Source organism: Sulfurospirillum diekertiae (assembly GCF_002162315.1).
GTDB lineage: Bacteria > Campylobacterota > Campylobacteria > Campylobacterales > Sulfurospirillaceae > Sulfurospirillum.
Window position 1 is genome coordinate 2,537,220 of the sequence record NZ_CP021416.1, and the last position, 14,377, is coordinate 2,551,596.

Annotated in this window: 14 protein-coding genes; 3 read left to right on the top strand and 11 right to left on the bottom strand. The window is 40.7% G+C overall.

The window, feature by feature from the left end; all coding sequences use genetic code 11:
- Positions 1 to 6: 6 nt before the first annotated feature.
- The 11 genes from Sdiek1_RS13005 to Sdiek1_RS13055 form a co-directional block, all read right to left on the bottom strand.
- Positions 7 to 2,760 carry a formate dehydrogenase subunit alpha gene (locus Sdiek1_RS13005; RefSeq protein ID WP_192866795.1) on the bottom strand — a complete coding sequence of 918 codons (2,754 nt, stop codon included), beginning with the start codon at positions 2,758 to 2,760 and terminating at the stop codon, positions 7 to 9.
- 84 nt (positions 2,761 to 2,844) lie between these two features.
- On the bottom strand, positions 2,845 to 3,030 hold the full coding sequence (locus Sdiek1_RS13010) for a twin-arginine translocation signal domain-containing protein (RefSeq protein ID WP_238099021.1): 186 nt from the start codon (positions 3,028 to 3,030) through the stop codon (positions 2,845 to 2,847).
- Positions 3,031 to 3,457: 427 nt separating this feature from the next.
- Positions 3,458 to 5,455 carry a TonB-dependent receptor plug domain-containing protein gene (locus Sdiek1_RS13015; RefSeq protein WP_087439491.1) on the bottom strand — a complete coding sequence of 666 codons (1,998 nt, stop codon included), beginning with the start codon at positions 5,453 to 5,455 and terminating at the stop codon, positions 3,458 to 3,460.
- A gap of 91 nt (positions 5,456 to 5,546) precedes the next feature.
- Positions 5,547 to 6,332, bottom strand: coding sequence for an ABC transporter ATP-binding protein (locus Sdiek1_RS13020; RefSeq protein ID WP_087439492.1), 786 nt, complete (start codon positions 6,330 to 6,332; stop codon positions 5,547 to 5,549).
- Positions 6,329 to 7,345, bottom strand: a complete 1,017-nt coding sequence (locus Sdiek1_RS13025; protein ID WP_087439493.1) for a FecCD family ABC transporter permease — start codon at positions 7,343 to 7,345, stop codon at positions 6,329 to 6,331. The genes Sdiek1_RS13020 and Sdiek1_RS13025 overlap by 4 nt, the downstream gene beginning before the upstream one ends.
- Positions 7,342 to 8,358: an ABC transporter substrate-binding protein gene (locus tag Sdiek1_RS13030; protein ID WP_161492047.1), complete on the bottom strand. Its 1,017-nt coding sequence runs from the start codon at positions 8,356 to 8,358 to the stop codon at positions 7,342 to 7,344. The genes Sdiek1_RS13025 and Sdiek1_RS13030 overlap by 4 nt, the downstream gene beginning before the upstream one ends.
- Positions 8,355 to 9,389, bottom strand: a complete 1,035-nt coding sequence (locus Sdiek1_RS13035) for an LLM class flavin-dependent oxidoreductase (protein WP_087439495.1) — start codon at positions 9,387 to 9,389, stop codon at positions 8,355 to 8,357. Before Sdiek1_RS13035 ends, Sdiek1_RS13030 begins: the two co-directional genes overlap by 4 nt.
- Positions 9,386 to 9,931 (bottom strand): globin domain-containing protein, encoded by a 546-nt coding sequence (locus Sdiek1_RS13040; protein WP_087439496.1) that lies wholly within the window; start codon positions 9,929 to 9,931, stop codon positions 9,386 to 9,388. Before Sdiek1_RS13040 ends, Sdiek1_RS13035 begins: the two co-directional genes overlap by 4 nt.
- Positions 9,932 to 9,940: 9 nt before the next feature.
- Positions 9,941 to 10,636: an energy transducer TonB gene (locus Sdiek1_RS13045; protein ID WP_087439497.1), complete on the bottom strand. Its 696-nt coding sequence runs from the start codon at positions 10,634 to 10,636 to the stop codon at positions 9,941 to 9,943.
- Positions 10,633 to 11,040, bottom strand: coding sequence for an ExbD/TolR family protein (locus tag Sdiek1_RS13050; protein ID WP_087439498.1), 408 nt, complete (start codon positions 11,038 to 11,040; stop codon positions 10,633 to 10,635). The genes Sdiek1_RS13045 and Sdiek1_RS13050 overlap by 4 nt, the downstream gene beginning before the upstream one ends.
- Positions 11,030 to 11,476: a MotA/TolQ/ExbB proton channel family protein gene (locus Sdiek1_RS13055; RefSeq protein ID WP_087439499.1), complete on the bottom strand. Its 447-nt coding sequence runs from the start codon at positions 11,474 to 11,476 to the stop codon at positions 11,030 to 11,032. The genes Sdiek1_RS13050 and Sdiek1_RS13055 overlap by 11 nt, the downstream gene beginning before the upstream one ends.
- A 274-nt stretch (positions 11,477 to 11,750) precedes the next feature.
- Between Sdiek1_RS13055 and Sdiek1_RS13060 the strand changes: the two genes are divergently transcribed.
- The 3 genes from Sdiek1_RS13060 to Sdiek1_RS13070 all read left to right on the top strand — a co-directional run bounded on the left by Sdiek1_RS13060 (position 11,751) and on the right by Sdiek1_RS13070 (position 14,377).
- On the top strand, positions 11,751 to 12,524 hold the full coding sequence (locus tag Sdiek1_RS13060) for a TOBE domain-containing protein (protein ID WP_087439500.1): 774 nt from the start codon (positions 11,751 to 11,753) through the stop codon (positions 12,522 to 12,524).
- A gap of 222 nt (positions 12,525 to 12,746) precedes the next feature.
- Positions 12,747 to 13,316 carry a globin domain-containing protein gene (locus Sdiek1_RS13065; RefSeq protein WP_087439501.1) on the top strand — a complete coding sequence of 190 codons (570 nt, stop codon included), beginning with the start codon at positions 12,747 to 12,749 and terminating at the stop codon, positions 13,314 to 13,316.
- 38 nt (positions 13,317 to 13,354) lie between these two features.
- On the top strand, positions 13,355 to 14,377 hold the full coding sequence (locus tag Sdiek1_RS13070) for an ABC transporter substrate-binding protein (protein WP_087439502.1): 1,023 nt from the start codon (positions 13,355 to 13,357) through the stop codon (positions 14,375 to 14,377).

The following is a 14,377-nucleotide window of genomic DNA, read 5'->3' on the forward strand; positions in this document are numbered from 1 at the left end:
TCCCCCCTACGCTTTTTCGATGCGGCATAGACCCGTTTTTGTCTCGGGAATTTGCGTCATAATGTCATAGCCGTAACCAACCACGGTGTTAGCCGACTCGCCTGTTGCGTAAGGTTTTGTACCTGTTGGATAGTTTGCACTTAGATCTTTACCTTGGAATTTACCCATATAGTGGAATGGCATAAAAATGGTTTTTTCATCCACCGTTTGTGAGAATTTCGCTTTCACATGAATGCGTGTTCCCTCAACACCATAAACCCATACCATCTCACCGTTACGAATGCCTAGATTGAGTGCTGTGTTAGGATGAATATCCACAAACATTTCAGGATTGAGTTTTGAGAGGTATTTAGAAGCTCTTGTTTCTGCTCCCGCTCCACTGTGTGTGACCAAACGACCTGTAATCATAATGAGTGGGAACTCTTTCGTGTAATCTTGTCTGGTTTGTGCGGAGATGTATTTTGTATCAACCCTAAAGTGATCTTTTTTATCAGGATAGGTCGGATATGCTTTGATCATCTCTTGGCTTGGTGAGTGAATAGGCTCTCTGTGAAGAGGGATTTGATCTGGGAAATTCCACGCTTTGGCTCTTGCTTTGCCATTGCCGTACGGTGTTAACCCTAAAGCAAGACCTTTTTTGATGAGGATTCCACTCAAATCGGTCGCAAAGTTTTTACCTGCAACGATCGCTTTTTCTTCTTCGCTAAACGTTGCACCTGCCTTTTCAAGCATTTCAAGAGTTAATGGACCATGACCTTTCGTAATCGCAGAACCTTTTGGCGCACTGCCCTCACCTGCAAGAAGAGTGACGCCATCTTTTTCCACACCCCAATTCAGACGGAATCCCATACCGCCATCGGAGACTGGTTTGTTCACGTTATACAAAATCGGGCTACCGCTGTGGGTTTCATTCCAACATGGCCATGGAAGTCCGTAGTATTCGCCTTTCATTGGTCCCATTCCAGCGATGCTGACCTCTTCAAACATATGCCAATTCTCTTGGTGTTTTTTAAGACGCTCCGGTGTATGTCCGCCCATACCGATGGAGCGAATACCACGTGCAATCTCACGTGTTGCATCTTCTGGCCATTCAAATTTACCTTTACCATCGCCTAAGGCTTTGGTGTATTCATCGTAAAAGCCTAAACGTTTCGCAAACTCAAACATAATGTCATGGTCTGTTTTACACTCATACTGAGGTTCAACGACTTTACTTCGCCATTGGACGTTTCTTCCTGTTGCGGTTACGGAACCACTGGTTTCAAACTGAGTTGCCACAGGGAGAATAAATAAATTATCTTTTCTATCGGTCAAAATTGCCGCATCATTGATAAAAGGATCTGTGATAACAAGAAGTTCGATGTTATCGAGTCCTTTTTTGACCTCTTGAAGTTGCGCGGTAGAGGTAATGCCACAGCCCATAACCACAAGGGCTTTAAGATCGGTTCCACCATTGTAAATCGCATCATTTTTCATGACACCCTCAGACCAACGCGCCAACGTAAAGCCATTTTTAGTCATCATCTCAGCATTTTTGAAACGACCTTTAATATACTCAGGCTCGACTTTCCAGACGTTGGCAAAGTGTTTCCATGCTGGTTCAGCCAATCCATAATACCCTGGTAATGTCTCAGAAGAACAGCCCATATCGGATGCGCCTTGAACGTTGTCATGACCACGAAGAATGTTACAACCGCCGCCTTCAACACCCATATTGCCCAAAATCATCTGCAAGATTGGTCCTACACGAGTATTTCCCGTGCCAACGCTGTGTTGTGTCCAACCCATCGTCCAGACTAAACAGCCTGGTTTGGTACTTGCAAATGTTTTAGTCACTTGGTAAAGCTCTTCTTCGCTCACGCCTGTCACTTTGGAAACGACATCCGGTGTCCATTTCTCAGATTCTTTGAAAACATCTTCGTAGCCATACACGCGGTCTTGCAAATATTTTTTATCTTCCCAACCGTTTTTCAAAATGAGGTGAATCATGCCGTAGATAAACGCAATGTCCGTACCAGAACGTAAACGCACGTACATATCTGCTTTCGCCGCTGTTTTGGTAAAGCGCGGTTCAACAACAATCAACTTTGTGTTGTTTCGCTCTTTGGCTTTTAAGAAATGTTGGAAACCAACAGGATGCGCAACGGCAGGGTTTGCACCCATGATGAGAACCGCTTTAGAGTTTTGAATGTCTCCTAGTTGGTTGGTCATCGCACCATAACCAAACGTGTTCGCAACTCCCGTTACGGTGGAACTGTGGCAAAGCCTTGCTTGGTGATCGATGTTGTTTGTACCGTAAAATGCAGCAAATTTACGAAGATAGTACGCTTGCTCATTGCTCATTTTGGCAGAACCCAAGAACATCGCCGCATCAGGGCCGTGTTTTTCGCGAATGGCTTTTAGTTGTGTGCCAATTTTCGTGTAAGCATCTTCCCAAGAGATACGTTTCCATTGACCACCCACTTTTTCCATTGGGTATTTGACACGTACGTCGGAGCGAATCATATCGATCATGCCCGCACCTTTGCAGCAGTGACCACCAAGGCTGAGTGGATGATCTTGTGCCACTTCTTGACGAACCCATACACCATTGTGAACCTCAGCTACAACGCCACAACCGACTGAGCAGACGTTACAAATTGTTTTAACCAATTTAGAACCAGGGTAAGGATTTTTAACCTCTTCTTCTGTGGCAGCACGCGTTACTTTTTCACTGGCAAATCCAGCCGTTGCGCCAAAAGCACCCGCAATCGCTGCCATTTTAAGGAAACTTCTTCTTCCTACTTTTGCATTTAATGCAGTTATTATTTCACTCACTGATCTCTCCTTTCTTACAGAGCAGACTTATAATAGTCTTCCCATGCTTGCGTTTTTTTTGTAAGTAATCTCTCTTTTTTTAGATTTACCTACGACAACACCACCTGAAGCGATGGGCGCTTTTTCAGCTGAAATCAATGGTGAAACACCTATGGCTGCCACAGCTGAGCCTAGCACAGCAGTTTTGAGAAAACTGCGACGCATCTTTGTCATACACTCCTCCTTGGGTCGTATGTTTTTACATGTAAAGACATGCAAAACAAAATGAGCAATTCAAATCTATTATCTCGATTTAAAATGCGCCTAAGAGTGACGTTAATGATAAGAGGGAAAAAACACAGAGGTATAAAAGAAGGAACGCTAAATATACGTTAATATAGGCCTTCATCGATACGTATGTATGCTTAACACGTAAGCACATATCATGAACAACACGTTATAAATTACCATTTAGTAAACGATGGTTTACCAAACTACGGAAATGTAACATAGAAATATTAATTTTGTTCTATAAGGAGAAATGTAGTTTATAAACTTAAAAATTGCTTAAATATGTAAATTATGCATATTACTTAGAGGAGTTATAGTAAAGTTCAGAGAGCATCAAAGCTCTCTGAACTCTCTTTACATGTAAAATATTTTAGAAGCTATAGCGTGCATTAGCGTAGTAACTTCGACCTTCTTGAGGATAACCGTAGCTATAGAAGTAGTCTTTATCAAAGATATTTTTAACACCAACTGCGAGTTCAAGTGCTTTGACTGGGCGATAAGCAACTTTCAAATCCATTAAGAAAAAATCTTTGGTTTGATAATCACCATATCGGTAATCATTGCTCACATAGCGCTCACTCTCATAACGTACTTGAGGAATAATATCGACCATGGCGATTGGAGAATATTTTAAACGTCCTGCAAAACTATGTTTTGGTATATCCGTCACATAGGGATTGGCTGGATTATCTTTAATATCAGCATCAATATAGGTATACGATACACTACTGCTTACGTACTCAGCCCAAAAAGAGTCTAAAGAGACTTCAACGCCTTTATGCTCTTCTTTCCCTATATTTTGACTTTGCTTGCATTTACCACCTGTGCAAACGCCTACGACATTTGGAACATTCACGGAAGCGATATAATCATCCGATTCGGATAAGAAAAGAGCTACATGCGCCACGTGTGCATCTGTTAATTTTTGGTCAATACCCACTTCATAATTAATAGATCGTTCCGCTTTTAAATCGGAATTGGGAACATACGTACCCAGCTTAGTAGAGTATCTATCTTTTAATGTAGGCATATTGCTTTTTTTAGCAATACTTCCATAGAGAGTCGTCGCATCACTTAGCTTATAGTAAAGTGCTGTTTCTGGATTGAACGCATCCGTATCATACTTTGGAAACTCTTTAATGGAACTACCACTGCGATATTCTGCTTTATCAATTTTATTTTCATCATAAGAAGCGCCCGTAACCCATGTAAGTTGATCAGTCACTTTTAATGAATATTCGAGTCCATAAGAAGTTGTTGTTCCCTCAGCTTTTATATCAACACCTGGTGTAGCAGAATCAATGTCTTTATGATAATCTTTTTTTTGCGTAACCGATAATTTTAACATTTGGGCTTCTGTTAACTTAAAATCTAACTCAGCATTACCACCTAATGTATAATCATCATACTCCGTTACTTCCGTTATTTTAGAGCTTGTTGAAGGCAAATTATTGTACCAATTTATCTTATTATAAAACTCATCTCTGTACCAACGTGTCTTTAACATAATTGCATCATTGAGTGCAGTTTTTGTCAGAAAATAATAACTGGTTTTGTCCCAGTCTGGCCAATACCAATGTCTATTTGTTGCCATGGCAACGGGTGCCGTTATATCGCTAGCAAAATAGGGTTGCCCTTTTTCTCCTCGTTGTGCAATATAATTAAAAGCATATTCATCCGTATCGTTAGGCGTATAACCGACTTTAATATTGATTTTTCGATCTTGTGAATCTGAGTTTTCTCGTCTACCGCCATTTTCATACCCATTGGCAGTATAATCATTTGATAATTTAAAATAATCTCTTTCGTAATTTGAAACAGAGATCAACCCATAATATTTCCCTTGATTGGTTCCCATGGTTAAATACTCTTCTTGCCCATTACCGCTAAAAACACCCGCACCCACTTCGCCTTCAAACTCTTTCGTTGGTTTTTTGGTGATAAGATTAACAGCTCCACCCATTGTATTTGCCCCATACATTGGAGAAACATAGCCTTTGGATACATCAATCTCATCAATATCATAGGTTGTGAAACGACTTAAATCCGTTGTTTTATCGTAAGGGACATAAACAGGGATACCATCGACATAGATAGGCACACGACTTTGATTAAAGCCTCGGATACGAATACCCGTATCATTTCGTGCACCTGTTTGCTGAATATACGTACCTGGAATGTTTTCCAATGCTTGAGCAACTGTTTTACTCTCTGTATCTTTTATTGTTTGTGCATCTACAAATTCTGTCGTCTGATTTGCACTAATATCTTTTGATTCACTTACCTCAATTTTGCCCAGTTCAAATGTCTCACCCATCAACACAGATGCGGTGATCAATGAAAGTGCCAAGCCGACGTTGTATTTCATAGTTTTCTCCTTTAAAATGTTTACCAAACATAGTATTTTATTTTATATAACGATAGATCTGTTTAACCCGAAAAGACAAACTAACCTCCTCCTAGTGTTTCGTATGAATAAATGAAGGGATGCAGACGGGATAACCACACGCTGTCTGTTTGAGCTCAATATTCGTATGGTAAAGTTCGTTAATCAGCTCTTGTGTAATCGTTTTACATGTAAGCCCATGCGCTAAGATATGCCCGTCTTTTAGGGCATAGGTATAACCACCGAGCATTAAAGCATGTTCAGGGAAATGGGTTGATTTTAAAAACGTATAGCCTTCCTGAGAGAGGTTCATAATCGTCTCTAAAAGGCGTAGCTGATTGCCATAGTCTAATCCCGAAACAGGCTCGTCCATCACTAAGATTTTTGCACCTTGCGCTAAAGAGCGTGCGATTAGAACCAACTGTTTTTCCCCTCCACTCAGCGTTTGAAAGGTACGCTTTTCCAAATGCAAAATACCCAGCCGATCCATCGCCTCACGTGCTAATTGGATATCAGCCTGACTTGGCTTTTTAAACCATGTCTCAAAAGCAATGCGACCCATAAGGACAATGTCCAGCGCAAAAAATGCAAATGCCACTTGTGTGCTTTGCGGAACATAGCTTACATGGTAAGCGCGTTCTTTGATGGAATAACTCTGTAATGCTTTACCTTTTAAGATCACTTCACCACTTTTAGGGGTCAAAAGTCCCAAAAAAAGTTTCATCAACGTACTTTTCCCCGTTCCATTCGGACCTAAAAGAGAGACAATACTACCTTTTTCAATGGCAAGATTAACCCCTTGCAAAACAGGCTTATTATTGTAAGAGAAGAAGAGATTTTTGGCTTGATAAAAACTCATGCGAACCCTTTTTTAGCATTACGAAGCGCCAAAACAAAAATAGGAATACCAATGAGTGATGTTGCAATACCAATGGGAATTTCAACACTCATAGACGTACGACACAACGTATCGACAATGACTAAAAATGTCGCACCTAACAGCGCACACATTGGAAGTAAAATGCGGTTATCCGCACCGACTAAAAAACGTGCAATATGGGGAATAATAAGCCCTACCCAACCAATCATCCCTGCGACAACAACCGTTAAGGTACTTAAAAGAGTTGCCAATAAAATCGCACCATTGCGTACCCATGTAACGCGTACACCCAAAGCTTTGGCATCATCATCACCAAGACTTAAAACGTTCAGGTATTTGCCCATCAAGCAGAGCATAATCGTACTTATCAGAAGTGGGAAAGCGACATTTGCAACCATCTTCATATCTACCGCACTGAAAGAGCCCATCAGCCAGTAAACAATGGTCGGAAGTTTATTGTAAGGGTCGGCAACATATTTCACCGTAGAAAGCAGTGCAGAGAAAAGTGAGCTAGAGATGACACCACCTAAGACTAAAAGAATGGTCTGTGAACCACTTCGACCATAAATCTTTGCCACGCCAAGTGCCACTAAAACAGCCACAAACCAAAAACGAAAGAAAAAAAGTTGCACCCCAAACCAACTATCAGAAATCATAATACCCAGAGCTGCTCCAAAAGAGGCACCCGCAAGCACGCCTAAAATTCCAGGAGAGACCAGAGGATTCACAAACATTGCTTGAAATGCTCCACCTGAAACCGATAACGCTGCTCCCACAAGTACAACGGCTAAGATACGTGGTAAGCGTATGTCAAAAACGATATTTGAAAGTAGTGCTACTTCGTTAGGCGCACTACCTATGGTAAAAAATTTCCATAAAAGAAGTTGCCCTAATGTTCTAAGATCAATTTCATAACGTCCCAAAGCCAAAGAAATAAGCAGACTCGCACCTAGTGCCACAATAATCATGCTAAAAAGAAGCGAGTTTTTCATACACGCCCCAAAATGTGATGAAGCTGTGTATCGTTTAGATCAATGTTTAAAAAGAGTTTGTAAAATTCACGCATCTCTTGTGTAAATTGCTCTGAATTTGGTGTATTGTAAAGGATATGTGTCAGCCATCTTACCCCTAAAAGACGCATAAATGAGGGTGGTCGGTCGATCCAGTTAAATGGCACTTTGGGCACTAAAAAGATCTTGCCCTCACGAACCGCTTTGATGGAGTTCCACCTTGCATCGCTTTTAACTTTTTCCACAAATTCTCGCTCTTGCGCCACAATGATGTCAGGGTTATACAAAATCACCTGTTCTAAAGAGACTTTTTCAAGCCCCATACCACTTTTCGTGGTACATAAATGGGGATTAATACCCCCTGCAAATTTGATCGCTTCATAGTGAAATGATTGATCACACTCCGTAGCAAGTCCATCCGCACCCTCTGCGTAATAGACAACAGGGCGTGTAGCGGCATTGGTCTTGACAACCTCTTTTGTTTTTTCAAGTGCTTTTGTTGCATAGTCTGAGAGTATCTTCGCTCGTTGCTCTTTGCCTAAAACCTCCCCAAAGAAGAGATAGGCTTTCGGTAAACTCTCTACACTTTCAAGATCAACATCAATGCTTGGAATTTTGCTACTCTCAAAGAGATACTGTGCCAATTGGCTAGAAGCATCGTTATTCCACAAAAAGACAACATCGGGATGCAACGAGAGCAAGGTTTCACGGTTCATGCTGTTCCCTCCACCTTGAAGACCGCCTACGACAGGAAGTGCCATAAAGCGAGGATCAAGCATATTGGAAGACTCATTATTCCCACGGGCATGGTTAAAGTTAAGCCCTACAATTAGTGAAGAATCAATCGTATAGATCATGTAAGTTGAAGGCGGTGACGTACCAAACACTTTGGTAATGACATCGGGAATTTCAACTTTTTTACCACCCATGTCGACAATTTCACGCGCACTTAGGCTTAATAGTAAACACAAAAGTGCCCACACTATTTTTTTCATTCCCATTCCTTTTTTTCATCGCAATAAGGGCGTACCGCTTCATTGAATGTTCGTAAAAGCGTTATGTTTTCAAAAAGATCAACACCAAGTGGTTTAAGCGTTATCGTGACATTTTCTAAACATGCTTGAATGGCTTTGATTTTAGCAATACATGTTTTTGCATCGCCGATAATGCCACAATCAAAAAATTTCTGCCCATCAAAAAAGGTACTCCTCTCAGCTATAAGCTGTTTGTATCTGCTTTGATCAAAATGGGGTGATTTATGAAATGAAGAGGCCGCACGCATTGACTTCGCAAAATGGTCAATCGCAGGACGTGCTTTATAAGCTGCTTCTTCATCACTTTTAGCAACATAAAATGTCCGCAAAAGTACGATCTGCGGTTTAAAACCAGCAATAGCTTCATATGCTTGGCTTACACGTGCACATTCGTCTAAATCAACCCCTTGCGAAAGCATCAGCCCAAAACCTTTTTTGGCAGCAAAGGCGATGGTTTCATCTGAGGCAAACGTTGCAATGTACGTGGGAATCTTCGCTTGAAACGGTTTTGGCTCGATATCAACTTCTGAAAAATGAATAAATTTACCCTCAAAACCAACGGGTTGATCCTTTACATGTAAAAGCTGTGTAACAGCATCCACACACTCAAACATCATCGGGCGCAGGTTTTCTACTGTGACATTAAAATGCTTTGAATCGGGTGCAAAAGCGCCTTTGGCAAAGCCTAGGTTGATTCTACCTTGACTTAAGTGATCTAGCGTTGCAACCTCTTCCGCTAAGCGAATAGCATCATAAAAGGGGGCTAAAAAACCAGCACATCCCAGCCTCACATACTTCGTTCGTGCCGTAGTGTACGCTAAAAGAAGTGACGGAGAAGGACAAATACTAAAATCATTAAAGTGGTGTTCCCCCAGCCAAACTTCATCAAATCGCATCGCATCGACCAGTTCAATCAGTTTGAGCTGATTTTCAATCGCTTGGTTGGCATTCACATTAAAGCGCTCAAAGAGGCAAAAAATTCCCCATTTCATACGATTCCAAACTCCTCTTTCATATCTTTATATAAAAAACGCTTCATGGGCGTTGTCAAACTTCGACGGTTCACCATGCGCATCGAAAAAGGCTCAATCCAGTTCCAAAACTCTTCGATCAACTCTTTAGGAAAATTAAGATCATGGAGGGTTTGCTTGTACATCATAAGCCATACTTCCCTACTCTCATCGTCAATGGCAAAGGGAGCATGAGTACGGCACAAAGAGGGTGGACCGTAACTAAAGGTATAGGTTTTCTCGCCCCCTAAGGCCTGAATAAGAAAATGACTTGCTTTGGCAACCCCTTCCAAAAAATGAGCATCATCCGTTGGATACATCTGCGCAATAGCACTTTTTTGCAGTAAACGATGATGATGTAGCACAATTTTGGGAATGGTTTCAGCGCCTACTTTTCCTAAAAAACTGGGCGTTGGGAAAATGATCGGAGGCAATGAAGCTTTGAGATCAAAGCTACTCCATTTAAGAGGTTCACTCTTTTTAGGAGTCGTTAGTTTATGAAGAAAATGATGACCATTACACATAAAATCTCCTTAGGATTTAAGCTTGAACACAACGGGTATTGCAATTTCCAACTCCTCTTTGGGTGGAAGCTCAAAAGGGATGGCATCTAAGACAGCATCGATAGCATTGCGATCTAAAATCGCTTTGCCACTGGACTTTGCAATCTTAATGGACGATGCATCTACCATGCCATTGGAATGAATTAAAAACTGCACCACCGCCTCACCTTCCAATCCCATTTTTTTTGCCATAGAGGGATAACGAAGGCTCTCTTGAATCTTATGCCTTACTTTGGCAAGGTAAATGGAGAGCAAATCATCGCTTTGGTGCGAAGATGATACGGAAGCTTTTTCTTGTGTTTTAGCACTGGCGGGCGCTTCCGCCGTTTGTTCGACAAAAGAGTCACTTGAAGGAGCTGATGACACAATAGGCTCTTGAATGTGTTTTTGAATAGGGACTGTTTTAACAGGCTCTTTTTGAACTTTTTTTTTCAGGTTTTTTTCTACTATCGGCTCAGGTTTAACAGGTTCTAATGGAACTTCATGTTTGATTTCTTCAGCGGCTGGTGTGGGTTTTGGCTCGTCTAAAAAACTCACCTGTGTCACCACAAACTCGCGAATAACAGGCTTTGGAATCATCATACTCCCCATAAAAAGAGCATACGCAATCATTACATGTAAAAACAGCGTACCCAAAGAGGCGGCAAAAAAATGCGATGCTTTCACGTACCTGCCTTGGTCGTTTGAATTGCAAATGTACTAATGCGATGTTTTTTGCAAATGTCAATCACTTTGACAACATATTCAAACGGTGTTTTAGCGTCGCTGCGAAGCACAATATGAGGATCTTTTTCGCCTATCTGTGCCATTTTTGTATCTAAATCGTCTATAGAGAGTGCCACATCATCGTAATACAGTTCTCCCGTTTCACTCAAAGAGAGCGTAATGGGCTTTTGATCCTCTTTATGATTTTCAGCGTTCGTGGCCTGTGGTAAATTCAGAGGAATCTTACCTTGTGTTACAAAGGTAGCTGTCACCATAAAAATGACCAAGATAACCAGCACAATATCAACAAAAGGCGTCATATTAATCTCGGCAATATCACTCTCGTAGACAGGTTCACGCCTCATTGAGTTGTGCTTCCTTCTGTGTTAAAACCACTTTGACGCGTCTTGTGAAATAGTTATAGGCGATAACACATGGAATCGCAACAAAAAGACCCGTAGCAGTTGCAATCAAGGCTTCAGAGATGCCTTGCATAATGGGCTGTACATCAAAAGCATTGGAAGATCCTATCATATGAAATGCTTGAATAATTCCTAAAACAGTTCCAAAGAGTCCTATAAAGGGGGCGTTATTGCCAAATGTGGCTAAAATACCTAAACGCGCTTCAAGACTCAGACGTAATGTATAATAATCAATACTTTGATAGTTTTTTTGAATGGCTCCAAACGCCAAAAAACGCTCGATCATCACGCCAACGGCGATGACACTCATAGAAACCAACACCCAAAGTACAGGGTCAATTCCCACAAGAGCGAATGATAATAATTTTTCACTGAGCATTTTTTCTCCTTACATCAACGAATGCAAAACCCTTTTCGCTCAATCGCTATATACTATACATAATAACGGTTGAGCGAAAAAAAGCAGACAACAAGAAACGAGAACATTATATCGCAATATATTTGCAAATACAACGTAAAATATACACTTTACTGCGTTCATTCTGTTTAAAAAATAGGCATCCTATAATGAAAAGAATGCACGAAGAGCGCTTCATTCGACTTTTGTGCTATACTTATTCCACAATTACACCTCTAAAATAGATAGGAATACCATGTTAGAAGCACGACTTTGGATGAAAAAAAGCGATAAAAATTATCTCGGTAAAGGGCGTATAGAGCTTTTAGAACACATTCGAGAACATGGATCTATTCATGCAGCAGCTAAAGCGATGAAAATGAGTTACAAAGCTGCTTGGGATTCAGTGGATGCGATGAACAACCTTTCTGAAATTCCACTGGTGCAAAAAACAAGCGGTGGTAAAGGCGGCGGAGGAACACTTCTGACACCTAAAGGCGAAGAGGTCATCGCAGCATTTCACAACTTACAAGAAAAACATCAACAATTTTTAGATCTTTTTGCGAACAGCGAAGATCTACTCACGATCGTTCAAACACTTAGCCGCCTCTCTTTGAAACTCAGCGCGCGTAACCAACTGATAGGCACTATTAGTGCTATTAATGAAGATACGGTGAATGTTGCCGTTGAGCTTACGATCAAAGCTGCTGATAAAATTTACGCAAGCATCACCAAAAACAGTTATCAAGAACTCGGTCTGCATCTAGGGGAGAATGCTATTGCTATCATTAAAGCAAGTTCGGTGTTGCTTTCCAAGAGTAAACCCGCTATTGCCTGCGAAAATTTACTCAAAGGGACTATTATTCAAATTCTTAGTGATACCTCCAATACAGAAGTCACATTGGAGCTTGAAAGTAAAAGTACCATCACTGCCACCATTGCCAATGATGCATTTGAGCCACTAAACCTCAAAGTCAATGCGGAGGCCTATGCATTTTTCAAAGCATCTAATGTTATCTTAGGCGTTTAAAGACTATCTTAACGCCTCTTTTGGGCTCTTGGTAACACCACCACATTTTCTTTTAAAATGCTTAAATAGTAACCATTTTATTGCACATAAAATAACTCCTATCTCCTTTTCTCTCTTTAAACTCTTGCCATATAGATTTTTTTCGTGCTACCATTATGTTTTAATTTATATAACGAATGCGAGTAAAAATTATCATCTATTTTAATAGTTCAAGGAGACTCTATGCCAGTTATGGTTGATGGTGTTAAAGTACAACTCTTTAGTGAATGTGACCCCAACGCCCCTTTCCCACAAACGGATGAAAATCTAAGACGTGCCCACCCGAAGATTGATGTGATCTTTCCCGAAGTCTTCTTCCCTTCCAACAAAACCTATCTAGCGATTGGAGAAGCCAAAATTCGTGAAGTGGTTAAGTTGCACCATGATCTCGTGCGTAAAAGTAAAATCGGTCATCTTTATCCTCAAGAGGAAGCTGCTTTTATTGCAGCCACAACAAAAATTGAAGATTTTTTTGTACAAATGTTAGGTGGTGCTGATCTGTACACCTCCAAACAAGGTCATCCAAAGCTCAGAGAACGTCATTTTCCCTTTGAAGTCACTGAAACAGGGCGTGACATCTGGCTGATGTGTTTTAAAAAAGCACTCAAACAAGCGCATGTTCCTAAAGAGTTTTTACCCGAAATTTGGAATTGGGTTGAATCCATCTCAATGCGTATGATCAATAGACGTACCAGTATGGAAATGCTCAAACGTTACCCTTATGAGAGTATTCAATCTTATTTTGACGCTTAACGCTCTTTACATGTAAAAACAATCCCAAAGGATTTTTGATGCGCTATTTACTTCTCTTTTTACTTTTTTTTAGTTCACTTTTTGCCAATACAACACGCACATTTACTGATATTTCAGGAAAAAACATCAGCTTACCTGAACATGTCACACGTATTTATGGCTCAGCTCCTCCTATTACTTTTATGCTTTATGTCATCGATGATGCTCCACTCATTGGTGTGAATTTTCCACAGACAAATAAAGACAATAGTGATGGTGAGAAATTTTTAAGCAAACACTTTATGAGCCTTCCTGTATTGGGTGGTTGGCATGGAAACAACACCCCTAACTTAGAGGCGATTATCGCAGTAAAACCCGATGTCATTGTGACATGGGATACGCCACTTCTCAATGAAAAAACGGCCAAAGATTTAGCACGCATCAATATTCCAGCTCTCAAAGTGAATATTGATGATTCACGTCATTATCCTGAAGTCTTTCGCTATCTTGGAAAAGTGATGCACAAGGAAGATCGTGCTAATCAGCTTGCAAATATGGCACAAAATTATTTGGATGAGCTTAAAAATTTTGTAGCGACTGTTCCTGAGCAAGAGCGTACCAAAGTGTATTACGCAGAAGGTGATTTCGGACTTCAAACAGAGTGTGACGTCTCATTTCACTCTGAACCTTTAACGCTTGCGGGAGGAAATTTAGTCCATAAATGTGTTCAAAATAGTGTTATCGGACTGCAAGAAGTCAGTTTTGAGCAGGTTCTCATCTATGCTCCCGATGTCATTATTGTGCAAAACCCCGCTTTTTATAAAACAATTTTTACCGATAAAAAATGGGCTATGCTTAAAGCGGTTCAAACAAAAAGAGTGTACTTAGTACCAAAATCTCCTTTTAACTGGACCGATCGTCCACCTTCCTTTATGCGTATTATTGGGGCACATTGGATTGCCAGTAAACTCTATCCAACACGTTACCCTTTTAAGATTCAAGAAAAAGTGAGAGCGTTTTATCAACTCTTCTTTGGTGTCGCACTGAGTGACGAAGATCTCAAAACTTATTTTGATCTTTAA